Consider the following 26,343-nt stretch of genomic DNA (forward strand, 5'->3'; position numbering starts at 1 on the left):
GCCGGTGCCGATTACCACGGCAGCTCGTAATTTTTACGGCGCCACCTATTTCTTTGACTGGATCGGCAGCGTCACCGGGGTGGCTGACGATCTGCGGACCTGCTTCCCCGATACCTGGCGACAGATCCTTTCCATCGTCTACTACCTGATTCTGGAGGATCGTAATCCGCTCAGTCGTTTTCCCCGTTGGGCTGCCACCCATTGGCACCCGCATGGAGAGCCGATTTCCTCGCAACGCAGCAGCGAACTCTTTGCCGGCATTACTGAAACAGAAAGACAGCGCTTTTTCGAGTTGCAGGGGCAACGGCGGGTCGAGAAGGAGTATCTGGCCTATGACAGCACCTCGGTTTCCAGCTACTCCAAAAGTCTCAGGCAGGTACGCTATGGGAACAACAAAGACCATGAACCACTCGCCCAGATCAACCTGGCATTATTATTCGACCAGCAGTCACGGTTGCCGTTTTATTACCGGAAACTGGCCGGCAACATCCCCGATGTCAAGACGCTGACCAAGCTGTTGGCCGACATGAACACCTTGGGCTATCGGAAGATCAAGGTGGTTCTTGACCGAGGGTTTTATAGTAGTGCCAATATCAATGAGCTCTATCGTCACCACCTGAAGTTTCTCATCGGTGCCAGGCTCTCATTAAAGCTGGTCCAAACCAATCTCGATCCGGTCCGCGAGACCATGCGCAACTGGACACATTATAGTCAAACCTATCAACTCTATGCCTATAGCCTGCCAATCACCTGGGTGTATACGGAAGAACGCCCCTACAAGGGGGACACGATTCACGAGAATCGCCGGTTGCACCTGCATCTCTATTACTCGCCCGATCGTGCGCTGGAAGATGAAAAAGCGTTCAATAACCGACTGGCCGACCTCCAAGAAGAGCTGCTTACCAATCAACGTCACGCGGAGCACGAGAAACTCTATGACCGTTACTTCCAGGTGAAGCAGACACCAGTACGTGGAACAATCGTCACTGCCAAAGAAGAGGAGCTGGCCAAAGCCAAGAGGAATTTCGGCTACCTTGCGCTTCTGAGTAACGATATCAAGGATCCGATACAGGCGCTGGAAACGTATCGCCGCAAGGATCTGGTGGAAAAAGCGTTCGATAATCTCAAAGAGCGGTTGAACCTGCGCCGCCTGGCCGTCTCACCTGAACAAAGCCTTGATGGGAAACTCTTCGTGCAGTTTGTTGCACTGATCTATCTCTCGTACATCACCGCGAAGATGCAGGAGGAGCAGTTGTTTAAAGATTATACGCTCCAAGAAGTACTGGACGAGTTCGATGTTATAGAATGCTTTGCCGTACCCGGCAAACAGCTTCAGGTAGGCGAGATAACAAAACGGCAGGCGGAATTGTATCAAAAGTTTGCGGTACGGCCTCCCGCCTCGTTACAATGATCCGGGAATTTAGGTTACCAATATTTTCCGCGAAACATAAACCGTTTCACCAGTCCTGCCACTTTTGGGTTTCTGGATGGCCAGGCTTCGCTCCTGATTATCTGCCGGTGTCAGATTCAGAACTTCGCCGATCCGCATACCTCCTCTGGCCATCAATTCCAGGATGAGCCGATTCCGCTGGGTTGTGGTCCTGAAGATGATCTCATCCACCGTCTCTTTGCCGACGATATTCCATTGGATAGCTTGTGGGCGTTTGAAGATCTTTCTGATGACGGAGCTGTTGCAGGGATTGGTCAGGGCAGGAAAGCCGGTGTTGATGCTGAAATTGTAGAAGGATGCCAGAACCGAGTACCGGTTCCGTTTTGTGGCCTGTTTGTTGTTCTTTGTCAAGGAGAGGAGAAACTCCAGGACCTCTTCCTAGAAAATGCTGACGAGGTCACGTTGAGCAAATCTCGAAGTAAATCGATGGAGCACGTACTAACAGGTCTTGATCGTCTTTTTTTTCGAGTTGGCTTTGTGGTACTGCAGATGAAAATCGACTGCCTTTGAAACGTTCATGGTGCACCTCCTGTGGTTGGGGTTGGGTGAGCGGAACGCTCTTACTGGATTATACATCATGACGTGGACAAACCGGCGCGAAACGCTACCGACACAGGAAAAAGGTAAACCCCTTCAAGCCGAAGACCATTCGGGCCTTATCAGGAAACATCCTGAGCCTTATCTGTTTAGAACATATAAAAACTGCCCGTGCTAATCTTCAGCTTGAGCAAGTACTCTTCTACCTGATTGTGAATCATCATGGTGCCTTTGATGGGACAGTTCTCCAGATACAGCGCCACCTAAAATCAGCATTGCCCCGATTCCCTGGATGACGCTAAGATTTTCACCCAATAGGATGGCGGAAAAAATCAGTGCCGACAGGGGTTCTAAATATCCACTTATTGCCACTGTCTGCACCGGCAGTTCGCCGATTGATGAAAAATAAAGATAGCAACCAAGACCCGTGTTGATAATGCCCAGAATCAATATGGGAGGTAAACTTTCAGCACGGATGCTAAGCATAAGACCCTGCTTTAAAAGTACAAAAACAGCCACCGTCAGAAAACTGACGAGCAGCTGCCACATAGCGTTTTCGAGTCCGGTTATGCTTCCTGCTTTTCTATTAAAAACCACCATGATTGCATACATGATTGCCGACATTGCGCCATATATCAATCCGTGGGAAACACTTCCTTGAGATATCCCCTCACCGTTCAAGAAAAGCATTCCGAGTATTACAGCAAGAAAACCAAACAGTTTGGTCGTAGTTGCTTTTTCCTTAAAGACAAATATTGAAACGGCCATGACGATGACAGGGCCGCAATAGTAAGCAAGTGTTGCAATGCTGACCCCGATCTGCCTGTAAGCTTCGAAAAGAAAAAGCCAGCTGGCCCCCATTGCAACTCCGGATATTACCAGAAAAGACAGATGTTTCCTGTTGTTCCAAATGGTTATTTGTTTTTTCCCGAGAGCAAACAGTATGATCAGAAACAAGCTGCCTATCAGAGTCCTCGTAAATACTATTTCGGAACTGCTCAGATGAATATGGCTTGCAACGATTCCGTTTAAACCGAACAGTAGCAGAGCCGTTGCATATTTGAGATATGCTTTTTGTGTATTCATCTCAATCTATTGGGATATTTTATGCCGGTTGGGTATCTGTATACGGGTTTTATTTTTTTCCGAAATACAATATCATCCCCTACAGGATCACGAAACAGCATAATTATCATGGAATACATGATAAAAACGGATAGAAAAACGATGAGCATACAGAAATATTTGGCATTCATCAAAGCAGTCGAATTTGGCAGCTTTACAAAAGCGGCCGTTGCCCTGAAATGCTCGCAGTCTGGAATCAGCCGCATGATTAACGACTTAGAGGTAGAGTGGGATATTACTCTTCTTGAAAGAGGCCGATCCGGCGTAAGCCTGACCTCTGACGGTATGACTTTGCTGCCACAGATGCAGCGAATCTGCAACGAGCAAACAATATTGAAGGCCAAGGTGGACGAACTGCATGATATGCAGGCCGGAATGATTCGTATCGGCACGTTTTCCAGTGTGGCAACACATTGGCTTCCCAAAATAATCAAGGTGTTCCAGAAAGACTATCCTAAGATCGATTTCGAACTGCTGCTTGGTGATTATACGGAAATTGAACGTTGGGTTTTGGAGGGTCGTGTCGATTTCGGATTTTTACGGTTGCCGACGACTGTAGAACTCGAAACTGTTTTTTTAGAAAATGACCGTCTGTTGGTTGTAATCCCGTGTGATCATCCTCTTGCTCATTATGACAAGTTTCCGATCATGGATTTGGCAAATTATCCTTTCATGTTGCTGGAGAAAGGGGCAAAAGCGGAGATTTCTGAAATATTGGAGGAGCACAATGTTTCACCCAATATCCATTTCACAACCTGGGATGACTATGCCATCATGTCTATGATTGAAAGTGGACTCGGAATCAGTATTTTGCCTGAGTTGATATTGCAGCGTATTCCATACAAAATCTTGGCGAAAGAACTTGAGAAACCAGCATTCAGAAAAATAGGGATTGCCATGAGGGAACGAAAATCTCTTTCATTTTCGACGAAGCGTTTTTTGGAATATATGAATTTTAGAAATGCTGCTACGGTTGTCAGTTAACACCTCTCAGAACAGAATAAATCTTAGATTTGAGATACCTACTATGATGGTAAGGCTACCCTTAAGCTTGGGCGGCTTCCCCTTCTTCCTGCATGCTGGTGTTACGACGATACGACAGTGTGTCAACAGCAGCAGCGCAAACGGCGCCTAGCCACTGATTCTGAGCTGTCTCGCCACAGCAGCCCTTGATATACCGCCCTCCTCATTGCCTCCACCAGCGTGTGCCCCTATAGTTTTACTGTGGTCACCGCTCAAGGTGGTCCGGAACAATTCACCGCAGCACAACAGGAGGTCGCAATGCAGATCAGATCCATACTTCTTCCCGTCGACGGTTCCAGCCATTCCGACCATGCGGTCACCCATGCCGCTTACCTGGCAAAACTCACAGGCGCGCGCATCACCGCCGTCAGTTGTTACGAGTGGCTCGGTAATTTCCCCGAAGTACCCGAGACTCTTATCGGGGAGATGAAACAGAGTGCCGAAAAAATCGCCTCCGAAACCCTGGCGAATGCCACCCGGCAGCTCCAAGCCGCCGGTGTCGAGTACGACGAAAAGACCATTGCCGGAGCGCCCGGTTCGGTGCTGACCGAACTTGCCAAATCCGGAGAATTCGACCTGATCGTCATGGGCTCCCACGGACACTCGGAAATCTCGGGGCTCTTTCTCGGCAGCGTCACCCACAAGGTCCTCAACACCATTTACTGCTCGGTCATGGTCGTCCCGTAGCACTTCATCATTCGGGAACCACTCGTTTTACCGGCACGTATCGGCTGGCTGTCTGACTAGATGCGTGCTAATTTCGAGCTGAATCAGGGCCGTCATCGTCGATGGTTTTTTTGACCTTCCTGAAAAACACCAGGGTCAGGAAATTCAGCAGCGACAGGATAAGCGCGATCTCGAATCGATCGAACGCGACCGACAGGCCGATCGCTCCGGTATTCCAGATACTCGCGGCAGCCGCAGTGCCATGGACCCGATCCTTGTCCGTCAGGATGGCACCGCCACCGATGAAACCGATGCCGGTGATGATGCCTTGAATGATGCGCGCCTCTCCCTCCGTGCTGTCGATAACGGAGATCCCGACGAGCATGAACCCACAGGTAACGACCGCGACCAGCGGAAACGTTCGCAGCCCGAAATGGCGGTCGCTCTGTTCCCGGTTCCAGCCCAACGGGAGCGCAAGCACATAAGCAACGAACAGGTGGACCGAATGGTTGACGACCAGAGCGAAATCAATAGTGAAGAGGCTCTCCATAGATACCACCTCATAAATGTTTTCTTTTCATCAGTTATAGCGCTCTCCACCAACAATCGCACTATCCTGCAAAACACTGACTCATCCCATGGGCTGATGGGCTCGTGCAACTACAGCCACAGCGCCACCTCTTGTTTTCCCCGAGCGGAGAGTTCATAGACACCGACCGAGGTCCTGTCGAACCACCCATATACGTTCCGGTACATCATCTCCCGCGCCTTCGGTTCATCAAGCGCCGTAGCGACGATTGCGGCTTTGGTCGGCCCTTCTTTCTGGAGAAACTGTGCAATTGTGAGAACTCTTTGTCGGTAGGCGGTCATGAAGCCCGTTCGCTTATTCATTCCGCCACGATTGGGGTCACCCACCCGTTTGACGAACTCCCCGAGCAGACGTTCCAGACGCTGCTTTGACCGGCGAGGCCGGAAATCACCGGGATCGACGAGCACACTGACGAGGCTGTCGTCACGTTCACCGTTGACGACAAGCAAACCCACTCCGAGCATCCTGAGCAGTTTGAAAATCTGTCGGCGCCGCCTGGTCAACAATTTGCTTTTATTCGGTATGCAGATATACACAAGAGGCGTTAACGACAGCCGCTCGACCGCCTGGAGAACCACCTCGAGGTTGAGAGACAGTTTGAGTTCGACGATAACCACCGTCCCCCCGGTGTGCACCGCCACGACATCACAGTCATGGACCTCACCCTTGACCTCATAATCCTGAGATTCGAGAAATCGCTTAACGTGCGGATAGAGATCGACTTCCTTCATGGTCAAGAGTCAATACTGTTTGGAACCAGAGACGCGCTGATTTCCCGCTCCCTGTTCTCGGAAAAGAACCCTCTCCCGACAAGTTCATAGGTCATAACAACCGGTCACCGTTTCACCAGGAAAATTCCTGAGAGAGTGAACAATCCCGCTGCCGCGATACCGACACCGAAGGAATATAAGTCGCCGGCCACGGCGATGGCGGCGGGTAATATGCCGCCGCCGATAACCGGTGCCACAGCGATGGACAGCGACAGTGTCAGCGCCCGGTTCGCAGTGCTGGAATTGGCCGAGGCCATGGAAAGGATGGGCGGGAAAAGACAGGCCGACGCCGAGGCCTGGATGTAAATGGCCGGCACCAGGGTGGCATCGGGCCCGAGCCCGAGGACGATGATGGCAGAGCCGGTCGCGGCCAGGGCTATGGCGATGGCCAGAGGGGGATTGAGACGGTCGGTCAGCCAGCCCGCCAGCAGTACCAGAAAGACCGCCGGTATTCGTGACAGTCCCAGCAGCTCGTTGGCTTCGGCCAGGCTGAAGCCTCTCTCGCTAACGAGATAAAGCGGCGTCATCGAATACACCCCCGTTTCGACCCCAACTGCCAGGCTGATGAGGATACTCAGCTGCCAGAAGGAAGGCTGGGACGCTACCTCGCGGATGAGGGCGAAACTGGGAAGTGAAGGACGGGCCTGAACATCGCTTCCCAAGAACAGATACAGCATTCCCAGAACAGCCAGGGCAGCCCCGCAGCCCTGATATCCCCAGCGCCAGGTGCCCAGCACCACGGCCAGGGTCGCCACGAACGGCACTGAAATGAGTGCGAAATTTGGGGCGAGTTCGTGGATGCCCATGGCCTTGCCCCAGTCCTGGGGCCGTACCAGCAAGGTGATGAGAGCGATACCCGAAGGCACGTAAAGGCCGCCGGCCATGCCCATTGCCAGGAAAAGCGGATAGAGAAGCCAGACAGAGTAACTGAAACTTATGAGGACGCAGGCCGCTGCCGTCCCCCATATAGACAGAAGGATGCAGAGCTTGTAGCCCCAGCGGGCGGCAACCAGCGAGGCGCCGAGCTGGCTGAGGCAGAAGCCGACACCGGACAGCAGGATGAACAACCCGCTGTGACTGTGGCTTAGACCGAGCTCCGCCTCCAACGCCGGCAAAGACGGGCCGGTTATCTGCCGGGCAACAAAACTGACAAAAAAGATGACAGACAAAAGAATAACAGGTCCCATCACCAGTGCCAGCCGTTCGCCTTGCGGCCGGAAGTGTCCGTGAGCTCGTTGCCTTCCCATTCTTCTACGCTATGATAGGTCCTGGTAATTGTCTGCCGGTTACCGCCTGAACGAGCCCCTTCTGCCGGCAGAATCGGTGATTAGATCTTCTGACCCTGCATGGGTCTGGAAAAAAAAATGACAGGACACTGGAACAAATGGGGGGCCGACTCCGTTATCGACCCGGCTTTCCGTGACCCCGCGTTCCCCGTCCGTGCTCCGATATCCGCCTCTCTATACTGAAAAAATGCACAAAAGCACTCGGCAGGCATATAAAAGTTTCATTGGTGTAATGTACCTTTTACGAAAAGGGTCAGTCCAGAAGTGATTTGAGCATGTAGATGAGATCACTCTCTCTGGAAGGATATGGGGTCATGATACTATTCCGATAGAGCTCGGGAATTGGCGTCCCGCTCAGCATGGCCTGCCGCAGGATGGCGATCAGACCGCTCACATTATCAGACAGAATATGCGCGCCCAGGATCTTGTCTTCCCGGTCAACAAGAATCTTGTAGGCGGCGTGATGCATGCCGACTCTGCGATACGTGGGCCAATCCAGATGGCTCCCGGAGCTTTTTCGGTACTGAATTTGTTCTTCGCGCAGTGCATCCTCGGTCTTTCCGACCATGCCGAGTTGCGGATAGGTGAACAGTACCGCCGGTACGGTGTCATAATTGATGAGCGGCGACTCTTTATTGGCGTCTCTTGCGATAATCGCTTCAGCTGCAATGTGGGCCTCAAAGTCGGCAACCCGGGACAGTTGGATCGTCGCTGCACAATCCCCGATTGCATAAATATCGGGGTTTGTGCTCACCATGGAGCGGTTGACCTCGATCCCTCGCGGTGAATGCGCAACCCCAACAGTATCGAGGTTGAGATCAGAGATATCGGCGATGCGTCCGGCACCGTGAACGAGCATATCGGCCGTCATCGTCTCCCCCGACTCGAAGGCGACTTGATAGCCGCTCTCGCGCTCTTCAACACCGGTGATCGAGTGGTTGGTATGCACCTGTATCCCCGCTTCCCGAGTCGCCTCGAGCAGGTAGCCCACCATCTCGGCGTCAAACGGTCCGAGCGGCCGGTCCGCCGTCTCGATAATATGGACCGAACCGGGCTCCATCCCGAGTCGCACGGCAAAATGGGCAAACTCAAAGGAGATGAAACCGCCCCCGACAAGGGCGAGTCGTCCGGGTAACGTTTTTAAATCGAGGAACTCACTACTGCTCGCCAGATACTTACTCCCGGCAAACGGCAAGGACATCGGGATCGCCCCGGTGGCGACAACCGTGTAACGCGGTCTGATGACGGTATTGTTTACCGTAACGGTTTCGGGACCGGTAAAACGAGCCATTCCCTGTAGGAACTCAATCCCCGATTCTTTGAGATTTTTTACCGTATCCCCGGGCACTTGGTCGGTGAATTCATTTTTGGCAGCACATATCTGCTCCCAGCTTACCGAGGGCGGGACGGTGATTCCCTTGCCCTGCAGATGATGGCTGCGGGCAACGGTCTCGGCTGCCTCGTAAAACCACTTTTTTGGCTGACACCCGGAAAGTGCGCAAACACCGCCGGGACGATCGGAATGCTCGACGATCATGACGCGATAGCCGGCTTTGACAAGGTCGGCAGCACAGCTCTGACCGGCGGTTCCGGTTCCTATGATCAGGACATCTGGATGTTCCATGTCACTCCTCCCTTTTGTGCCTGAGGCAAAAAATGGGCGTCAGCGGACACCATCTTTTACGATTTCTGTCCGCTGGTTTTCACTTCTCAAAATAACTCCTCGCCCTCCTCTAAGAATCAAACTTGTTTCCATTGTTATGCCCCGCCCACCGCCAACGCTAAGAACGCTCCGCCGGCTAACAGGCAGAAGGGCGAGAACAGCCAGGTGTCATAGACTGCGAACTTCGAGCCCTTCACACGCTTGAAGAAACCAACGTATCTGAACTCTCCCACCGCTCGCAAAACCAGCACACCTCCCACAGCGAAGCCAAAAAACTCCGCACAGGGAACAATCACCGACGCGGAACCCGCCCCGAACCCAAGAACGAGCGCGATAAGAGCGAAGCCGGCGAACAGGAACGCAAGCGCGACGGTTCCCACCAGCCTGGGTGTAAAAAGGGGCGCCCCGTCCACCTGCGGGAGAGCGGCTGACATCCCGAATGTTCCTCCGAACGCCCAATAAAGGTGCAGTGCGGCCAGTCCGACGAACGAAACGGCAAGCATCACAGCTAGTGTTTCCACAATTCCTCCCTGAGACACAACGCCCGCAATCAGGCGTGCGCGTTTACGTGTCAGTTGTATAGCTTGTTGGTAGTACGCTCACCATAGGTACATGCTCGATCTTTTGTTCAGTATTTCAAGTTCAAAAGATTTCGCGCATACCGCTTGCGCCGCCCCACAACAAACATGGAGGGGAAGCAGATGCTCCTCTCGGGGATGACAGTAGCGCGCCCCCGGGGCATCGGACCACCGGTAGAGCATTTGCATTCTTTCGTTTTCTGAATAGTCCGGATTGCAGCAGGTGTCCTGCAGCCAGCTGTCAAAAACATGATTCAACTCCCGGGATTCAGGAGAGGCCGGCTGGAAAAATGCCCTCATGTTGTGAAAGGAGAAACCGGATCCTATGAGCAAAACGTTGTCGTGACGCAAGGAGCCAAGGGCACGGCCTATCTCGTAATGCTCGCGCGGATCGAGCGAGCCGACCAGAGATACCTGAACACACGGGATATCGGCCTGCGGATACATGATTTTAAGAGGAACGAAAAGACCATGATCGAACCCTCTTTGTTCATCAAGCTCGGAGCGGATTGAGGAATCGCTCAGCAGATTGTGGATCTTTCGAGCCAAGGCTGGCTCCCCGGGACACGGGTAGCGGATATCGTAGGCTTCTGCAGGAAATCCGGAATAGTCATAAATCAACGACGGCCTCGCCCCTGAGGTAATCGTCGGAACACGCTGTTCCCAATGGGCACTTACGACAACGAGAGCATCCGGGTGCGGAATCATGGAGGCGATCTGCTCCAGACACGAGACCATTTCCCGGTGCCCCGGATCGTCGAGAAGCGGCAGAGGACCACCGCCATGGGAGAGAAAGACCGCTTTATAACTATTCATCATGAGTCGACTCCACGATTCTGTTGATACCGTAATGGACGAGGAAAGTCATCGCCTCCGTCGCCCGACGGCGACTCCTCTGCCGAGGCATATCGGCAGTTAGTCCCTGCTCACCTGCGAAGCGACGCTGCCGATCAACGTTATCTCCACGGGCGCATTCGCCGGGAGTGACGCGACACCCACTGCGGCGCGACTTCCGATACTGCCAGGTCCCAGGTGTTCGATCAGGGTCTCGGATGCATAATCCGCAATTTTGGAGTGTGCCGTAAACTCCGGCTCCGCATTGATAAAAACGGTGAGCCGCAGGATGACCGACAGTTTCTCGCCGTCTTGCAGGCACGCCCGGGCGGCAAGCAACGCATTGAACGTGGCCAGGCAGACGGCATCCCGGTGGGATTCCGGGGGATCACTGGCGCTGATCCTACCGGAATATAACAGTTTGCCGGTTTTTCGGGGCGTCATGCCCGACGTATAAATCAGGTCTGCGTGGCGTGCCGCAGGCACATACGTACCCTGTGGAATCGGCTGGTCACTGTTCTGGATCATGTCCGGTAGACCTCCACCATGCTCACGACCCGCTTTACGGCCGCGGCCGCCGCTGCGTGGTCTTGGGAAAAGTTGAGCCGGATGCTGTCATGTGAACCGGGGCCGAATTCCGCTCCCGGCGTTACCGTCACGCCTGCCTGGTGGCGAAGCAGTCTGACAAAGGTATGCGGGTCGACAGCAAGCGGCGGCAGTTGCGGGAAAAGGTAGCTCCCGGCTTGCGGGGTTGCTGTCGGGAGGTCGGCGGCCCGGAAAATTCCCAGCAGCTCATCTCGTATCGCTTCGTGTTCTCGAACACGTTGTTCCATCCACCCTGACGGTTCGAGGAACCACGTATCAAGAGCCGCTTGATTGTATCCCGCCGCCCGCAGGGAAACAATCGCTTGAAGACGCTCCATCCGATCAATCAATCCGGCTGTACCGAATGCGACTCCAAGACGGAACCCACTGAGGGACTCGGTCTTCGATGGACCCATGATCGTGATGAGATTTTCCGGCAATGTGTCACCGGCGCGAAGGTGCGTATACACCTCACCGCTGTAGAGCAGCCGAGAGTAGAGTTGATCCACGATCAACGTGACACCATGTGCCGCCGCGAGCGCTGAAATTGTCGATATGGCGCCGGGTGAATAGACCAGACCGGTTGGGTTGTTCGGGGTAGAAAAGACAAAGACACCCGTACCGCTTTTAAAAGCGGTTTCAATTCGATCGAGATCCGGACCGTTTTCAGACGGGGCCCCCTGGTAGTGCAGAGGGATGGACACAATTTCGCCGCCGAAAAACTTGACCAGTTTGCGGTTGGCAAAATAGTCTGGTTCGACCACGGCAACTTTCGTCCCCGACGCGACAGTCGCACCGAGCGCCAAAAACAGCGCGCCTTGCGTTCCCGGTGTTATGATCAACTCGGTGCCGGCTGAAATCGGTCGACCGGTAAACGCGCCAAGACGTTCCACCAAGCCCTCGCGGATACGAGCCGAACCGCGATACTCGGTGTACGCCTGCTGCCCGCCTCTCTCAAAGCCATCCTGCCAGGCCTCAAACGATCCCGGTGTCGGTGGAAAGGCATCCACGTCACCATGCGAGAAATCGACCGGAATTCCTTCATATCTTTCGCCGCGCATAACGGCATTGAGATCGCCAACCTCCTGTCGAACCTCCTGGCCGGGGGCGTTTTCCGTCTCAAGCGCTCTAAATTTTTCTTCAAGTGTCATCATCACATTCTCCAATCATTAAACCGCATAAAGAGAGTATCAAGAGGGTCAGGTTGCCATATGACCAGGTTCGGAAAAGCCTTTGTTGTAGATCACCGGCATCCGCTCCTTCCAGGTTCGCCACGTGTCGTCCCGGGTAATCAACTCGGCCATGAAGTGCGCGACATTGACGCGGCTGGTCTTGCCGGCATTGAAAAGAGCGCTGCGTGTCGGCGATGGGTGGACCTCGTAGTCGGTGGCCCGATCTTCATCGACGAGCGTATCCGGCCGGACAACGGCCCACTCGATGAATTCGCCGTTGACGCTGCCGCTGGTCCGCAGGTATTCGGCAGCCTGTTCGTTGTCCCGGTGCGGCGGTACCAGCAGACGAATGAGGCCGATCGCGAAGCGCTGGCCGAGCGAGAGCGGTTCGTCAAGATCACGGTTGCTGTTACCGGCGGTATTCATCAGCACGAACTTGACATGGTCGCGTGGCCGGCACGTCCGGATCGCCTCGCACAGCCGGCGGGTCGCATCAGTCACCAGCATCCGCGGGGACCCGTACATGCCCTTGAAGGTGAGGTTGTGCCCCAGACATGAGACAATCGCCCGGCACCCACTGACGTACTCGGCCAGCTCATCAGGATCGATTTCGAGGATGGGTGCCTGGACAACAGAAAGCGACTCCTGGTTTATCAGACTGTCGGGCAAACTACCGGGCGACCGGACGACCGCTGTAACCGACTCGCCGCGACGCAGTAGTTCCGCCACGAGCAGCCGCCCGGTTGCCCCACTGGCACCAACCACCAAAACCGTCATGACGTGCCTCTCTCTTCAGGGTGCCGCCGGTCCATCTCAGCCGCCGGCAACGCGGATGCGGCTTTCACCTGAATACCGGCACATCTCTCGTCCGGTTGGCCGGCCTGCCGGTTTGCCGCATCGCCCATGTTATGAGTTGAGCATGCAGGGACGGTCGGCTTCCTCGCTTTCGTAGTAACGGACTTCAATGACGTTTTCATCGGGGTCGCGAAAATAGATGGACACTCCCGTACCGTGAGCGCCCCAGCGTTTGACCGGTCCATCATCGATGGGAATGTTGTTTTCCTTCAGTTTTTCCTGGAGCGCCTGCCAGTTCGATTCGCTTGTTGAAAGACAGAAATGATTGAGGTTCGGGCGGCACACCTGTTCCGGGCTCGTCTTCTCCCAGAGCCTTTTTGGAAAAATATCGACGATGGTGTCCTGGGTTATCCGAACAGAGGGAAACGGCACCTGGTGATTGTCGAACTCCGCGACCCGTTCGCCTGCCAACCCGAGAATGTCCGTGTAAAAATGGAGTGAGCGGGCGATATCTGCCGTGTTAATAACAATATGATCCATTTTGAAGTTCATGATTGACGCTCCGCATTGGGGAAGTTCAAGCCAACACCGTGTACCCGGGCAATTACCGGAAGGACGGGCGACACAGCGCGCGCAAGACCGGCGAACATACAGATACCTGCCATGCTATATCTCTTCCAGGAGTGAAGCAGCATCGGTGATGAATTTCGGGCAAACCGTTCGAAACAAGTTTTTCTCCTTCGCCATCTCCATGCCCTCGAATGTACTGATATCAACAGCGAGGAGCTCCTTGCAGTCTATTGAACCATTGATTTCATAAAATCGTTTGGTAAAAGTCGCTACTGCTTCATACACTTTTTGACGTCCTTCGGGTGTTTCGGGCTGCCGGCCGCTATATCTGAGACCGAGCACCATGATCGCTCCCGTAACGGCCCCACAGGCCTTTCCCATACGCATGCCACCGGCGAAACCCGCAGAAACAGACAAGGCAATCTCCGGATCAATATCGAAATCCTTGCAATATTCTGAAAAAATCGCTTGAGAACAGGCATAATTGTCAAGAAATTTGGCATGCGCTTTCGCTATGTGATTCATGCTTCCCCTTTTTTATAAGAAGCTCGTAAGATGTTAGTACGAGGATAAAATTATCTTGCGCAACGATGAGATTGGGCGCAATGGCACTTTCCCAAAGTCCCATTGCGTCTTGCTGCGTATCGGATCTCGTTGACAGCTATGCAGCACTATCGCCAACCCCGCTGCCCCATTTACTTTAAATCGGCTAATCCATTTTGGACCCTGTCGTCGGAGGCGCAGCAAACGGCTCGAATTCGAGCCGTTTGCTCAATCCAGCGGCCCCCAAAATCTCTCTCGATATCATCCACACTCAGACGATTGTAATGGTAACACCATGTTCCCGGGAGCCATTATTACCATACCCCAAGACATTCCAGCTGGCTGTCAGTGGTTGGACAGTGCCGCGCTCGTCCGTGGCCCGGGCCATAATCGTATATTCTCCCGGTTTCGCAGCCTGCCAGGGATATTCCCATCTCCGCCAGGCATACCGTTCATGCGGACCGACAAATAGGGCGTCATTCCAGCTGGCACCGTTATCGACACTCACCTCGACCCGCGTCACTTCTCCCTCACCGGCGAACGCCGCGCCGCGAATCACGACCGTGCCGGCGGGAAGCGTATCGCCCAGCTCGGGTGAAGTGATAATCGATTTGAGCGACAGAGCGGTAACGACTTCTCCTGATTGCGGCTCTTCCCCCTTTTGAAATACTCGATAAACCTTGTCCATGAAAAAGCCCGTTGCCGGTCGATCGAGCAGGGTAATTGTGCCGAGCCATTTGACGCAGTTGGCGCCCGTCCACCCCAGGGCCAAGGCCCGCAGCGGGTAGCCGTGTTCGAGCGGCAGCGGTTCGCCATTCATCTCATAGGCAAGGATGGTCGAATCCATAGCTTTTTCCAGCGGGATACTGCGGATAAACTTGGTGGGGCTTTTCGAATCGGGGTTATCCATCCCCTCGAAACTGACATGTCTCGCTTCGGGGAGAACGCCGGCCCGAGCCAACACGTCTCTCAGATAAATCCCACCCCAGACGGCATTACCCACTCCGCCTATGGTCCACGGGTTTCCCGAAGCCTTCTGCTGGAGCAAAGAACGGCCGTTGCCGGAACACTCCATGGTGTTTGCCACCTCGATTTTGGGAATGGCAAGAATATCGTCGAAACTCAGTTCAAGGTTTTTTTCCACCAACCCCGTAATCGACAGTTGCCACGTTTCAAGGGCGACCGGGTCGGTCATGATCACTTCCTGGTTGCGTTTAAAAAATGCCGCATTGCTGGTAATCCAGGATTGCAGATTGGCCACCGGAGTTTCCGCATTGAGCGGTTTTGGCGACATGATTCGCATGTTGACTTTCATGGTGCACGCTCCATTTGTTTAACAAAACCACCTTCTCCAGCCCGGTCACTATAAACCGAACCGTCCGGCAGTGTGCTTTTTCTTTTCCGGATGCAGCCTCTCTCCCGGAAACTGCGTCTGGTACTGCAGCTCAGCACGAAGTGCAGCGATACGTGTGCATAGCCGTCTTGAATTGTACCCGTTGCCAACGTGCCGGGTCACCAACAGGGGCAGATATAGCCATATGACATTTTTTTCAAATACAATACATACTGTTTTTTTGTTGTGTCAGATGGTGAGATCTGTCCCTAGCTGTTCCACGGAACATTCCAGCCCGATCATGAACTGGGCGAAAGCCGAGGGGCTTCGCGTGACCGTTCCGGCGAACAGACGGTTCAACTTCCCGGCTGTATCCTGCCACTTCGCCTCACCGGTCAATCTCGAAAGATGCAGCAGGTTCGAAAAGGCGACGGAATTTGCCGACGGCGTCGCGCCGTCATAGAGTTCCTTGGGGCGTGCCGGAAGCTTTTCGGCAGTATCTGCGGTCAGATAAAACCCTCCGTGTTCCCGGTCCCAGAACCGTTCGATCATTTGTTCCTGAACGTTCACGGCTGTGCTCAGAAAATCCGGCTCGGCGGTCGCCCGAAACAGCTCCAGCAGGCCGTGGACGTAAAAGGCATAGTCGTTTGCAGTCGCCGCGATGCCCGCTTGTCTGTCGCGGAAACGGTGCAACAATCCTCCCGACTCATCCGTCAGGTGTCGGGTAATAAAAGACGCGGCTCTTCGGGACGCCTCGGCGTACAAATCATTGCCGAGAATACGGGCACCCTTCGCCAGGGCGGCGATCATCAGACCGTTCCAATCCGTCAGGATCTTGTCGTCCTTCAACGGCGGGACCCTCTGCTTTCGCGCCTGGAACAGGGTTGCCCGAGTCTTTTCCCACTGCTCGGCAAGCTCCGCCTCCTCCATATCGAGATCTTCAGCCCACCGGGCAAGGGGGCGGGTCAGGTGCGGAATGTTGACTCCGGTACGGCGCCCCGTGGCCTCATCGGCAAAATTTCCATCCGGACTGATATTCAGCAGGCGCAGCCACAAGTCTCCCTGCTCATCCCCCAGCAGCTCCTTGAACTCGCGGGCGGTCCACACGTAGAATTTGCCCTCCTCGCCTTCGCTGTCGGCGTCCTCGGCCGTATAAAATCCCCCCGCCTCGGACGTCATATCCCGCAGGACATAGGTGAATATCTCCTCGGCGGTGCTCGCGTACAAGGGATTCTTCGTCAATCGATAAGCTTCCAGGTAGGCCATTGCCACGAGGGCCTGGTCGTAGAGCATTTTTTCAAAATGGGGCAACAACCAGAACGTGTCTGTCGAATAGCGGTGGAAACCGAACCCGACATGATCCCATATCCCTCCCAGGCGCATGGCCTGCAACGTTTTTTCCACCATCAGCAGGGCCTTTTCGTCACCCATCCGTTGATGATATTTCAACAGAAAAATCATCCGGTGGGGGGTCGGAAACTTCGGGGCGCCACCGAAACCGCCATAGCGTTCGTCGAAGGCGCCTGCCAACTCCTCGCAGGTGGCATCCAGGATCCCGGCGCCCAATTGTTCGTCGGCAGGGGCGAATTGGAAGGCCGTGCCCACATGTCCAGCAATTTCATCGGCCGTGGCAATCAGCCGTTGGCGGTCGTTCTCCCAGATCGTTTTCACCTGCCGGCAGATATCGACAAGACCGGTCCTGCCAATATCGGATGTCTTCGGAATGTACGTTCCCGCGAAAAAGGGCTTTTTATCCGGTCCGAGAAACACCGTTAGGGGCCATCCGCCCCGGCCTGTCAACAACTGGCAGGCGGCCATGTAGACAGAGTCGATGTCGGCGCGCTCTTCCCGGTCCACCTTGATGCACACGAAGGTCTCGTTGAGGTGCCGAGCGGCCTCCTCATCTTCGAACGATTCCTTTTCCATGACATGGCACCAGTGGCATGTCGCGTACCCCACCGAAAGAAATATCGGCTTGTCTTCCTCCTCGGCTTTGCGAAAGGCTTCGTCGCCCCACGGATACCAATCCACCGGATTGTGAGCGTGCTGCAGGAGATAGGGGCTCTTTTCGTGTACCAAGCGATTGGTCACCATTCTCGTCCTCCAGAAGAATGTGGCGGCGCATCACGCTCCCCTTCGGGGGGCCCGGCGACCGGAGAGTAGCTACCCGCTGTTCTCGTCAGACGGCACGATGGGGGCCCGCTCTCCCCTGAAATAGCGGGTTACATCAACGATATCGATACAAAAAGCGACCACATCGACAACGATGACCAAAACAAGCCATATTCCATACCACCCCGCCGGGTAGTCCATGACCACCTGAAACAGAAGCAGCGGCAGCAATGCGGCCCACAGGATATGGCCAACTCCCAACAGCCGGACCCAGCCAAGCTTCCGGTGCAGCATAACGATGATCGCACCTGCTATAACGTAGCTGCCGAGAACCAACCAGGCGAGCAGGTGCTGAAGAAAAAACAGGGGTCCTGCAAAATTAACCAGGATCAGGATCCAGAACCAGATACGCCAGCCATACGAAAATTTCCGGGCGTCCGTGACGAGACTTCTTTGAGACATACAAACCTCCCCTGAGAAGTTGTTCTGCCCATCGTGGCATGCTGCCACCGATCCCGCCACCGCACGCATATGTTTGCCATCATTAGGCCTGTCCCCACAGCCTAAGTATCCGGCAATCCCCCGTCAAGACCCTGCCGACAGGCCAACATTCATACTGCAACCAACCTGTCCCTGAAAAAACAACACGTTGCATCACTCTGCCAGGTTTGTGCCGTTCCCCATTCACCACCGTGGAATTCGTGTTTTCAGCGGGAAAACGGTGTATGCTCAGGCAAACAACCCGATCAACCCGCACCAGGGAAAGGAGCGTCAGCCCATGGCCCTGTCCGTCGTCGATCTGTACCGGGATGTCCTGGCGAAAACCAATTGCCGGGAATGCGGTTTTCCGACCTGTATCGCTTTTGCCGGCAAGGTGGTTTCGGAAAAATACCCGCTGCACCGGTGTCCCCATATCGACCCGGCACTGCTGGCCCGGTGCGAGCAGGAACTCGCCGAGCAATACGCACAAGGGAAATGGCTCAAGAGAGACCTGGCCGAAGATGCGCTGCATTGGGCAAGAAGCAGAGCCGCCAGTCTCGACGTTGCCGATCTTTCCGGACGAATTGGTGGAAAACTAGAACAAGCGGACGGCGAGACCGCGCTCCTCCCCCCGTATTTCAACAGATATCTCAGGATTGTCGGCACCGACATCAGTGCCGTTGACGGAGGTCCCCTGACCAGGTACGAACAGGTCTTCATCCTCAACCACCTCGCCCAGGGCGGCCGCCGGCCGCCGACAGGAACCTGGAAAGGCTTCATCGAGCTGCCAAACACCGTCTCCAAGGCGGTCACCATGAAACAGGCGGTGGAAGAGCCGCTGGCCGAACGGTTCACCGGCAAAGGGGAAGAACTGCGAGAACGGGCGCTGGCGCTTGGCGCCGTACCCCTGCCGGAAAACAGAGGCGCGGCAGATGTCGCGGTCCTGTTCAGACCGCTGCCGAGGATACCGGTGGCCCTAATCTTCTGGGACGCCGCATCGGAAGATGATTTTCAGGCCGAGGCAAAGCTGCTGTTCGATGAAACGATCGTCGAGCACCTCGATATCGAATCGATCGTCTTTCTCAGCGAACGGCTGCGGCACCTGCTCTGCGATTAGCACACCACATTAACGGTTTTTGTTCTCAACATTTGACACAACAAAGAAAAATCTCAGATGTTGAGATCTGACCCCGGTCAGCGTGTTCTGCCTACCCGATCAATTTCTTGCCGAGCAATCCAACGGCAAACCCCAAGACTGCTCCCAGAGCCGGCAACCAGCGTCTTCTGAGCTTCGATTGCGGAGCTATATCCTGGAAAATGAGATACAAGATTCCGCCACCGGCAAAAACCATGATGGCTGCTATCAACCTGTCCCTTTCTTGCAGGAAAAAGTAACCGGTAACGGCGGCAAGCGGACCGAGCAAGCTGGCTCCAAGAAGGACCGCGAGGGCGGCGCGGGGCCTGACACCCGCTCGCGTTATCTCTCGGTAGGAGTTAAACCCTTCGGGCAGGTTCTGAGCACCGATGAACCCCGCCAGCAGCAGACCCAATCTGTGATCGCTGCCAAATACCGCTCCCAGGGCGATCGCCTCCGGGAAAAAATCGGAGAGCATCGCTACAAACTGGGCCTTAGCCCCGCCATGCTTATCCAGCAGTATATCCAACACACAAAAAAAGATCCCGCCGGCGCAAAAAGTAACACCAAGGACGGCGGGGCTGAGAACAGCGAGGCCATGAGGAAGCAGGGCAAACGCAACGGCAGCAACGAGAATTCCCCCGCCGAAAGCGATAATACCATGCATAATCTCGCGTTTCGCCTCAGTATCGGCGCTTCCCTCGACACGTGCGACAACCCCGCCGGCAAAAGCGGCCATCCCCGCCAGCCAGGACGCCATCATGACAACATACACTTCTCCCATAGACCCCCTCTCGTTAATCGCACACAAGGTTGAGCGGGCTGCCGTCGCCGTGTCCCTGGATCTCGCGTCATCGACTGTTTATCCGTGACGCGGAACTCACGTCACGCACCAGTATGTTTATCAGCGTGACCGTTGGCAACCAGCTTATCAGGAAGCCCTGCTCGATGAAGCATAAAAAACAGTTCGACCTGATTCGTGATGGCGGTGACCAAGATTGCCGCTTCTTTTGGCAGCCGGGTAGCCGGTACGAGACAAACGGTGATCAGGTCTAGGTTCTTGGGAGATGAATGAATCTCCTGTACTCCCTCGACATGGCGATTTTCGAGGATCTCCCGATTTCCGATGATGACCGATGGCAGGCTCTTTTTGGCTCGCACGCTCGAGTATTCAGCGATCGTGCGACCGCTGTCCCGACTGATCAAGCGAATGACCGCCCTTGGGGTCCCGGCAACGGTCATGACCTTGGCAACCAGATCATTGATGAGCCGTTTGAATTCTTTTTTTGTTTGCGGGTAGCGGTCTATGCCGCAAAAGATGGATTGAATCGTTTGTAACTCAACGTTGACGACCCCGATATAGCTGAACGAATCTGATAATCGCGACAGCAGTCTGGATCTTTCTACAGAGGTTTTTTCCAATTCACGTGCATAACGGTTTAACTCACGAATAAAGCCGCTCAAGATACAGTACGATACCCAGAGAAGGACGGCAATCAGTGAAGCCTCGAGGATTTCTTCTTCAATCACAAATGACTCTGTGACGGGCAGCCCCTGCTGGATTAAAATGGGCAGAGTTATCATGATTATCGCCAGAGCAATCAGTGCCAGGATATAGACGACGATAAACATCTTGATCCGTTGAATAGTCTTCATAGCAGGCCTCGGCCCAATCATTTGGTTTACGCATCAATCGGGCAGCGGCTCCCTGCTGCCATCCCGGATCCATAGAACGGTGACACAAGCGAGTGCTGCCGCGGCAGTCAGCAACCCTGCCGGTGCGGCGAACATACCGCTTGCTTTAATCAGCCAGGTGGCACACATGGGAGTGACACCGCCGACACCCCCCAGCCCCAGGTTATAGGCCACCGAATAGCCGGACAAACGGTCCCGGGCCGGAAACAGCTCTACGAACATCGCGGGTGCGGCTCCCAACGGAACAGCCAGCAGCACCATCAGGACAAACTGCACGACAATCGCTCCCAACCATCCATCTCCGGCGAGCCACGCGAAAGAAGGGTACGAGATTACCGCCATCACCAGCATCGCGCCGCCGATAAAATGTGTTCTGCGCAGCAGCGGTCGCTTATCACCCCCGTGAACGGGACCAAAGCCAGCAGTACAGCGGTGGCTGCTGTGTTGATCTGAAGCGCCGTCTGGCGGGGCATTGCCGTCTGGGAGTGGAGCCACTCCGGCAAATACACCAGTGGCAGGTAAAAAACCACGCCATAGGCGGATGCAAACAGGATGGCCTTGATCATCTTCAGTCGATCGGTCGTGAACGCCTGTAACAAAGGAGAGGTCTGGCAACGGTCACGATGATGGCGTTTAAAATGCTCCGATTCCGGCAGATTCCGTCGCAGCACGATGGAGATTCCGCCGATCACGCCGCCAAACACAAACGGGATCCGCCAGCCCCAGTCGTGCACCGCCGCTTCGGGCAGCAAACTGGTCGTCGCCGCGGCAATACCGGCCCCGAGCAACATGCCAAATATACTGCCGGTATTGGCCCAGCTTCCGGCAAATCCGCGCTTGCCATCCGGCGCCGTTTCCACCAGGTACGCCACGGAGCTGCTAAACTCGCCGCCTACCGAAAGTCCCTGGATCAGACGAATTGCCACCAGCAAAGACGGTGCCCAGAGACCCGCTGTGGCGTACGTGGGCAGACAGCCGAGCAGCACCGTGGGCAGTGCCATCATGATGACCGAAATAAACATCGTCCTGGTGCGCCCAATGGTATCGCCCAACCAGCCGAACAGGCCCGAACCGATCGGGCGCATCAGAAATCCCGCCGCGAAAACACCGTATGTGGCGATCAGCGACGCAAGCGTATCCTCTCCAGGGAAAAACAACGTAGAAAGTATTCCCGCCATGTAACCGTAAAGCGCGAAGTCATACCATTCCACGACGTTACCGATAAAACCGGCCATTAGTGCCGTATGGCGTTTACTCACAGACATGGCAACCTCCTCGTCATGACGATTCTGCAGTATGTTGATCCCGCGCTTGCTTCATCCTCCTCTCGTATCGGGCAGCCGGAACGAACCGGAAATCATTGCTGAAGGGGCGGTTGCCGGCCCCGGTCGCACCTTGGTAGATCATGTTGTCCAGCGAGTGCTCGCATGGACGCTGAGCGCCGTCACGGTGACCAAAATCAGACCCATACCGAAGACCTGCAGGCCGACCAGCGTTTCGCCGAGAACCACGACGCCGAACAGCGACGCGGTGACCGGCTCGACCATGGCCACAATCGAGGCGACGGCCGGCGCCGTCTGCCTGAGACCGACAATATAGAGGATGAAGGACACCCCCGCGCCGAGCACCCCCAGCACCACGAACAACGGCCAACTCGGTGTGCCCCACACGGCCACGGCCTGGCCGATGTCGCCCGGCCAGACCAATACGGCAACCAGCGCTGAGAACGCGATCACCAGAATCGCCTGTGGACTGCCGTGCGGCGTCGCATACTTGAACGCGAAAATAAACACCGTATAGGACAGCCCGGAGAGCAGGCCGGCACCTATGCCGAGCACCGTGACGCCGCCCGACCCGATATCATAAAGCCCTGTCAGCAGCACGACTCCAATCAGTACCAGGACGATCGCGGCCGACTTCAGCACCGACGGCCGTTCCAGCCCAAGGGCAAAGGACACGAGATAGACGAACACCGGCGCACAGTACATCAGCGTTGCCGCGACCGCCACACTGCCCTCGGCAATGCTGACGAAATAAAAGGAGAAATTGCCGGCGACGCCAATACCGGCAAGCACCGACCAACACCATAACCGGCCGTTTGCCAGACCGCTGCCGCGCGGGCGCAGCGCCAGCCAGACGAGAACGAACAGCAACCCGATGCCGCCCCGGCAGAACGACACCACGAAGGGGTTCCAGCCATCGGCCATGAGCAGCCCGCCGATTCCGCCTGACAGCCCCCAGCAGAACGCGGCGAGCACCACAAACACGGTGCTCACATTCGCCATGTGTCACCAACATCCTCCCCCGCGAGCACTGGCCGCAGGTTTCCGCGTACCGAACCAACTCCCATCAATTGATACAGTATGGACTTCTTCATTATGCCATCCTTCACAAGCCGTGTCCTCGACCGGCCGAAACGGAGCACAATGATCCACCTGTTGGATTGCAGAGAAAATTAGCCATTTGAGCTTCCGACCCGTTCACAAATTCCCACTGCCAGGGCGTAAATGACATCCAGGGCAAATGGCTCTGCAATTGATCGGTCATACAGGATTTTCGATTCGGCGGGAAAGTCGTCGTCACCAGCCCAATACAGGATAGCGACGGGAACTCGCGGTGCAATCGTGAAAGAAAAAGCGGCGTCTGCCAAATCAAGCGGCGTCCCCATGAGGTGTTTACACCTGTTCTTGAAGCTATCGACATCATCGTTGAATCTGCCGGTGATCAAACTGGTCGGGATCTCGTGCGGCCCACGAAAAAAGGTGGCGCCTCCGGGGAGATCTTTTTCCGAGACCCACGCCTGTGTCGGTTCAATTGCTTGTGCCCTGAGAAGATAATGTATCATTAAGAGTTCAAGATACGGGTGAAAGGGGGCGCGACCAGCGGGAACGTATTCAATTCTCGCCTGGTGTGGATGGATTGTGCACTGTTCCCCCCACACCGTCAGCGCATAAGACCTCTCTGTATCGTCGTACGTGCATACCGCTCTTCTACAGACCTCCCTCGGATCTTGCCCCGAGAGTTCCTGGAAAAAGGCCTTGTCGATTAGTGCTGTCATCGTCTTCTTCGTTCAGCAGTGGGCATCGTTGCCAGCTTCGTCTCCGTGAACTCGGGGCATTGTTGTCGGCCTCGGCGGAGTCATCAATCCATCCCCTTGTCCCGCAATTGCTGCCGGGCATCGGGTGTTTTCGTCAGTTCCAGTCCCATACCCCTGAGGACCGCGGGCGTTTTGCTGTCTTCAACAGTCCTGTCCGCTGCGTTTCCGGATACCCGCAACAGACAGCATAAACGCTGCTACCCCATCGACAGATTGTCAATCCACGGGTGCTCGCGTCTGTTGCTAAAGGAAAGAGCCCCCGAAGGTTTGGAGCTACTGGCCGGAACGTTTCTGTCCTGAGTGCAGTATTGCAGCTACCCGTTGTTGCAGGGCCGGCAACACCTCTTCTTCGAACCATGGATACGACGCAGCCACAGCGCATTGCGTGGACTCGGGTGAGGGAGCGGCACCAGCTCCGGCCAATAATCCCGCCACGCTGCCACCCGCTCAGTCAGCGTCGATCTGCCATCGCGGAAGTGGTAGGCTTGAGCGTATTGACCGAGAACAACCGTCAATTGCAGATCTGGTAGCAGCGACAATAACCGATCACGCCAGGTTTCAGCGCAGCGGGGCGGTGGCGGCAGATCGCCGGAACGTCCGCTTCCGGGATAACAGAACGCCATGGGCACCAGGGCAAACAGCTGCGGATCATAAAAGGTGTCGGCGGTGATTCCCAACCAGGAGCGCAGCCGCGCACCGCTGGGGTCGTCAAACGGGAGGCCGGACTCATGAACCGTGCGCCCCGGCGCCTGCCCGGCAATGAGAATTCGCGCCGCGGGGTGAATCTGCACGATGGGCCGTGGCCCGTTGGGTAACTCAGCCGCACAGAGGGTGCAAGAGCGAATCTGTGCCAGGAGATCGTCAAAACTATTCATCGCTGCGACGCCGCACATCCTCGTCCGATTAATCTTCGCTTCTTGATGGCATTCTCGCGGTCGGCCTCGGCTCGCTCTAGCTCGTTACTATCCTGGACAATTCCTCCGACAACCAGCACCGTGCCATAGTCATCATGCAGAGCGCTGGCGTGAGGGCGCGGCTGCTGTGTTTTCTCACTCTTAATACTCTGGTTATTCCAGGTTTTCCAACAGTTCCCTGGCGGTCAGGACCTGAGCGTAAGGAACCGATAACGCTGCCATAAATGCTGCGTGCACGTCGGTTGCCTGTATTGTTTGTCCCTTGAAGACCAAATCCCTTGTTGCGCAGGCATCTTCAACCATGACACAGCGAAGGCCATAATCAAATGCTGCGCGAACCGTCGCATCCACACACATGTGGCTCATGGCACCACACACAACAACAGTGTCGGTGTTTCTTTCTTTCAACAGTTCCAAAAGATCCGTTTCGCGAAAGCTGTTTGGAAAATTCTTTTTCACCACGGTTTCACCCTGTTGAGGAGACACCACTTCATGTATCTCCACGCCTTTTGTCTGTGGCAAAAAGAAGGTAGCTTCGGGACGGGTTGATAGGTGTTGGACATGGATTACCGGAAGATCCTTGTCTCGAAATTCCTCCAATAGCTGTCGGGCATTGGCTGCCGCATTTTCAATATTGTACAGCTCCATGGTTCCGCCGGCAAAATAGTCGTTTTGCAGGTCTATCAAGATCAGGCAGGTGTTCATTTTCTGTCTCCATTTCTTCCGGTCAATGCTTGTTTGCCAGTAAGGTGTCCAAACAGCGCTTCCATGCGCTCGGACAGAAAAATGTACAAGCCTAGGATGCCCCAGGCCAATCCGAACGAGATCAGCAGAAATGGAATGAATGAACCAAAGGGGACTCGGCATACATCATGCGCTGTGGTTGCTGGAGGCATGTTCTTCCTTGATTGTTCGAACCTGGAGTTCTGCGGAAGTCGTACTTTTTGCGGCTTTCACAGAAACGACTTGTCAGTCGGCGCCAAGCCTGCGTAGATACTCCCGCAGAACTACAGCGTTGTTTCGCTCCATGTCCGTCGAGGAGTATAGCAGAGTGACTCGTTTCTTCGTTGCCAAATCAGCAAGTGGACGCAACTCCTCTCTCTGTTTCTTTAGTTCCGAAAGGTAGCGCTTGCGGAAATCACCCCACTGAGATCGGTTACTGTGGAACCATTTCCTGAGAGAGTCAGAGGGAGCGATGGATTTCAACCAATCGTCCAACTTCGCATCTGCCTTGGACAGCCCACGCGGCCAAATCCGGTCAACCAGGATCCGATACCCATCGCTCGGTGATGGGGCTTCGTATACGCGCTTCAGTTCGATTCCCATGGCCTCGCACCTCCGTTTTCAGATACCCGCAACAGCCAGCATAAACTGACTGCGCCCCATCACCA

Annotated in this window: 28 protein-coding genes and 1 pseudogene; 5 read left to right on the forward strand and 24 right to left on the reverse strand. The window is 55.0% G+C overall.

Annotation, left to right across the window (positions count from 1 at the left end; translation table 11 throughout):
- Both BUC26_RS20235 and BUC26_RS23175 read left to right on the forward strand, forming a co-directional pair.
- The coding region (locus tag BUC26_RS20235; RefSeq protein WP_073379023.1) for an IS1634 family transposase at nucleotides 1–1,411 on the forward strand (1,411 nt) is incomplete at its 5' end.
- 234 nt (nucleotides 1,412–1,645) lie between these two features.
- Nucleotides 1,646–1,960, forward strand: coding sequence for a hypothetical protein (locus BUC26_RS23175; protein ID WP_143166099.1), 315 nt, complete (start codon nucleotides 1,646–1,648; stop codon nucleotides 1,958–1,960).
- Between the two features lie 201 nt (nucleotides 1,961–2,161).
- Here the strand turns inward: BUC26_RS23175 and BUC26_RS20245 are convergent, their stop codons facing one another.
- Complete coding sequence (locus tag BUC26_RS20245; protein WP_073379026.1) at nucleotides 2,162–3,073, reverse strand: DMT family transporter; 912 nt, start codon at nucleotides 3,071–3,073, stop codon at nucleotides 2,162–2,164.
- A gap of 141 nt (nucleotides 3,074–3,214) precedes the next feature.
- On the opposite strand from BUC26_RS20245, the gene BUC26_RS20250 reads away from it, so the two are divergent.
- Both BUC26_RS20250 and BUC26_RS20255 read left to right on the forward strand, forming a co-directional pair.
- Complete coding sequence (locus BUC26_RS20250; RefSeq protein WP_073379068.1) at nucleotides 3,215–4,096, forward strand: LysR family transcriptional regulator; 882 nt, start codon at nucleotides 3,215–3,217, stop codon at nucleotides 4,094–4,096.
- A 297-nt stretch (nucleotides 4,097–4,393) separates the two neighbouring features.
- Nucleotides 4,394–4,822, forward strand: a complete 429-nt coding sequence (locus tag BUC26_RS20255) for a universal stress protein (protein WP_073379027.1) — start codon at nucleotides 4,394–4,396, stop codon at nucleotides 4,820–4,822.
- A 67-nt stretch (nucleotides 4,823–4,889) separates the two neighbouring features.
- On the opposite strand, the gene BUC26_RS20260 is transcribed toward BUC26_RS20255, so the two are convergent.
- The 14 genes from BUC26_RS20260 to BUC26_RS20325 all read right to left on the reverse strand — a co-directional run bounded on the left by BUC26_RS20260 (nucleotide 4,890) and on the right by BUC26_RS20325 (nucleotide 18,093).
- A complete protein-coding gene (locus BUC26_RS20260) occupies nucleotides 4,890–5,351 on the reverse strand; it encodes an MgtC/SapB family protein (protein ID WP_073379028.1) in 462 nt (153 codons plus the stop codon).
- Between the two features lie 110 nt (nucleotides 5,352–5,461).
- Nucleotides 5,462–6,121, reverse strand: a complete 660-nt coding sequence (locus BUC26_RS20265) for a DUF2161 family putative PD-(D/E)XK-type phosphodiesterase (RefSeq protein WP_073379030.1) — start codon at nucleotides 6,119–6,121, stop codon at nucleotides 5,462–5,464.
- Between the two features lie 104 nt (nucleotides 6,122–6,225).
- Nucleotides 6,226–7,407, reverse strand: coding sequence for an MFS transporter (locus tag BUC26_RS20270; RefSeq protein ID WP_073379031.1), 1,182 nt, complete (start codon nucleotides 7,405–7,407; stop codon nucleotides 6,226–6,228).
- Between the two features lie 292 nt (nucleotides 7,408–7,699).
- On the reverse strand, nucleotides 7,700–9,070 hold the full coding sequence (locus BUC26_RS20275; protein ID WP_073379032.1) for a dihydrolipoyl dehydrogenase family protein: 1,371 nt from the start codon (nucleotides 9,068–9,070) through the stop codon (nucleotides 7,700–7,702).
- Between the two features lie 134 nt (nucleotides 9,071–9,204).
- Complete coding sequence (locus BUC26_RS20280; protein WP_208609848.1) at nucleotides 9,205–9,630, reverse strand: DUF3995 domain-containing protein; 426 nt, start codon at nucleotides 9,628–9,630, stop codon at nucleotides 9,205–9,207.
- Between the two features lie 78 nt (nucleotides 9,631–9,708).
- Nucleotides 9,709–10,503 (reverse strand): DODA-type extradiol aromatic ring-opening family dioxygenase, encoded by a 795-nt coding sequence (locus BUC26_RS20285; RefSeq protein WP_073379069.1) that lies wholly within the window; start codon nucleotides 10,501–10,503, stop codon nucleotides 9,709–9,711.
- A gap of 99 nt (nucleotides 10,504–10,602) precedes the next feature.
- Nucleotides 10,603–11,049, reverse strand: coding sequence for a RidA family protein (locus BUC26_RS20290; protein WP_073379035.1), 447 nt, complete (start codon nucleotides 11,047–11,049; stop codon nucleotides 10,603–10,605).
- Nucleotides 11,046–12,260, reverse strand: coding sequence for a pyridoxal phosphate-dependent aminotransferase (locus BUC26_RS20295; protein WP_143166100.1), 1,215 nt, complete (start codon nucleotides 12,258–12,260; stop codon nucleotides 11,046–11,048). The genes BUC26_RS20290 and BUC26_RS20295 overlap by 4 nt, the downstream gene beginning before the upstream one ends.
- 45 nt (nucleotides 12,261–12,305) lie before the next feature.
- Nucleotides 12,306–13,055 (reverse strand): NAD(P)-dependent oxidoreductase, encoded by a 750-nt coding sequence (locus BUC26_RS20300; RefSeq protein ID WP_073379036.1) that lies wholly within the window; start codon nucleotides 13,053–13,055, stop codon nucleotides 12,306–12,308.
- Between the two features lie 129 nt (nucleotides 13,056–13,184).
- Nucleotides 13,185–13,625 carry a VOC family protein gene (locus BUC26_RS20305; protein WP_073379038.1) on the reverse strand — a complete coding sequence of 147 codons (441 nt, stop codon included), beginning with the start codon at nucleotides 13,623–13,625 and terminating at the stop codon, nucleotides 13,185–13,187.
- A 114-nt stretch (nucleotides 13,626–13,739) separates the two neighbouring features.
- Nucleotides 13,740–14,168: a C-GCAxxG-C-C family protein gene (locus tag BUC26_RS20310; protein WP_073379039.1), complete on the reverse strand. Its 429-nt coding sequence runs from the start codon at nucleotides 14,166–14,168 to the stop codon at nucleotides 13,740–13,742.
- A gap of 289 nt (nucleotides 14,169–14,457) precedes the next feature.
- Nucleotides 14,458–15,501 (reverse strand): sulfite oxidase, encoded by a 1,044-nt coding sequence (locus BUC26_RS20315; protein WP_073379040.1) that lies wholly within the window; start codon nucleotides 15,499–15,501, stop codon nucleotides 14,458–14,460.
- A gap of 267 nt (nucleotides 15,502–15,768) precedes the next feature.
- Nucleotides 15,769–17,613 (reverse strand): thioredoxin domain-containing protein, encoded by a 1,845-nt coding sequence (locus BUC26_RS20320; RefSeq protein WP_073379041.1) that lies wholly within the window; start codon nucleotides 17,611–17,613, stop codon nucleotides 15,769–15,771.
- A 69-nt stretch (nucleotides 17,614–17,682) separates the two neighbouring features.
- A complete protein-coding gene (locus BUC26_RS20325; RefSeq protein WP_073379043.1) occupies nucleotides 17,683–18,093 on the reverse strand; it encodes a hypothetical protein in 411 nt (136 codons plus the stop codon).
- A gap of 316 nt (nucleotides 18,094–18,409) precedes the next feature.
- Here BUC26_RS20325 and BUC26_RS20330 point away from each other — a divergent pair, with 316 nt between their 5' ends.
- Nucleotides 18,410–19,228: a DUF3786 domain-containing protein gene (locus tag BUC26_RS20330; RefSeq protein WP_073379044.1), complete on the forward strand. Its 819-nt coding sequence runs from the start codon at nucleotides 18,410–18,412 to the stop codon at nucleotides 19,226–19,228.
- 91 nt (nucleotides 19,229–19,319) lie between these two features.
- Here the strand turns inward: BUC26_RS20330 and BUC26_RS20335 are convergent, their stop codons facing one another.
- The 9 genes and pseudogenes from BUC26_RS20335 to BUC26_RS20375 form a co-directional block, all read right to left on the reverse strand.
- The gene (locus BUC26_RS20335; protein WP_073379045.1) at nucleotides 19,320–20,030 is read right to left on the reverse strand and encodes a ZIP family metal transporter; all 711 of its coding nucleotides are present in this window, start codon (nucleotides 20,028–20,030) and stop codon (nucleotides 19,320–19,322) included.
- Nucleotides 20,031–20,131: 101 nt separating this feature from the next.
- Nucleotides 20,132–20,902, reverse strand: coding sequence for a hypothetical protein (locus BUC26_RS20340; protein WP_073379046.1), 771 nt, complete (start codon nucleotides 20,900–20,902; stop codon nucleotides 20,132–20,134).
- A 33-nt stretch (nucleotides 20,903–20,935) separates the two neighbouring features.
- Nucleotides 20,936–21,232 (reverse strand): hypothetical protein, encoded by a 297-nt coding sequence (locus BUC26_RS23950; RefSeq protein WP_208609850.1) that lies wholly within the window; start codon nucleotides 21,230–21,232, stop codon nucleotides 20,936–20,938.
- 50 nt (nucleotides 21,233–21,282) lie between these two features.
- Nucleotides 21,283–22,206, reverse strand: a complete 924-nt coding sequence (locus tag BUC26_RS20345; protein WP_208609851.1) for an MFS transporter — start codon at nucleotides 22,204–22,206, stop codon at nucleotides 21,283–21,285.
- A gap of 138 nt (nucleotides 22,207–22,344) precedes the next feature.
- Nucleotides 22,345–23,226 carry a DMT family transporter gene (locus BUC26_RS20350; protein ID WP_073379048.1) on the reverse strand — a complete coding sequence of 294 codons (882 nt, stop codon included), beginning with the start codon at nucleotides 23,224–23,226 and terminating at the stop codon, nucleotides 22,345–22,347.
- A gap of 170 nt (nucleotides 23,227–23,396) precedes the next feature.
- Nucleotides 23,397–23,999: a DUF3786 domain-containing protein gene (locus BUC26_RS20355; protein ID WP_073379049.1), complete on the reverse strand. Its 603-nt coding sequence runs from the start codon at nucleotides 23,997–23,999 to the stop codon at nucleotides 23,397–23,399.
- 312 nt (nucleotides 24,000–24,311) lie between these two features.
- Nucleotides 24,312–24,913 (reverse strand): annotated as a pseudogene (locus tag BUC26_RS20360) (uracil-DNA glycosylase family protein).
- 192 nt (nucleotides 24,914–25,105) lie between these two features.
- Entirely contained in the window at nucleotides 25,106–25,657 is a 552-nt protein-coding gene (locus tag BUC26_RS20365) for a cysteine hydrolase family protein (RefSeq protein WP_073379051.1), read from the reverse strand.
- A gap of 264 nt (nucleotides 25,658–25,921) precedes the next feature.
- Nucleotides 25,922–26,278 (reverse strand): DUF488 domain-containing protein, encoded by a 357-nt coding sequence (locus tag BUC26_RS20375; protein ID WP_073379052.1) that lies wholly within the window; start codon nucleotides 26,276–26,278, stop codon nucleotides 25,922–25,924.
- Between the last annotated feature and the right edge of the window lie 65 nt (nucleotides 26,279–26,343).

This window comes from Desulfofustis glycolicus DSM 9705 (assembly GCF_900130015.1).
Classification (GTDB): Bacteria; Desulfobacterota; Desulfobulbia; order Desulfobulbales; family Desulfocapsaceae; genus Desulfofustis; species Desulfofustis glycolicus.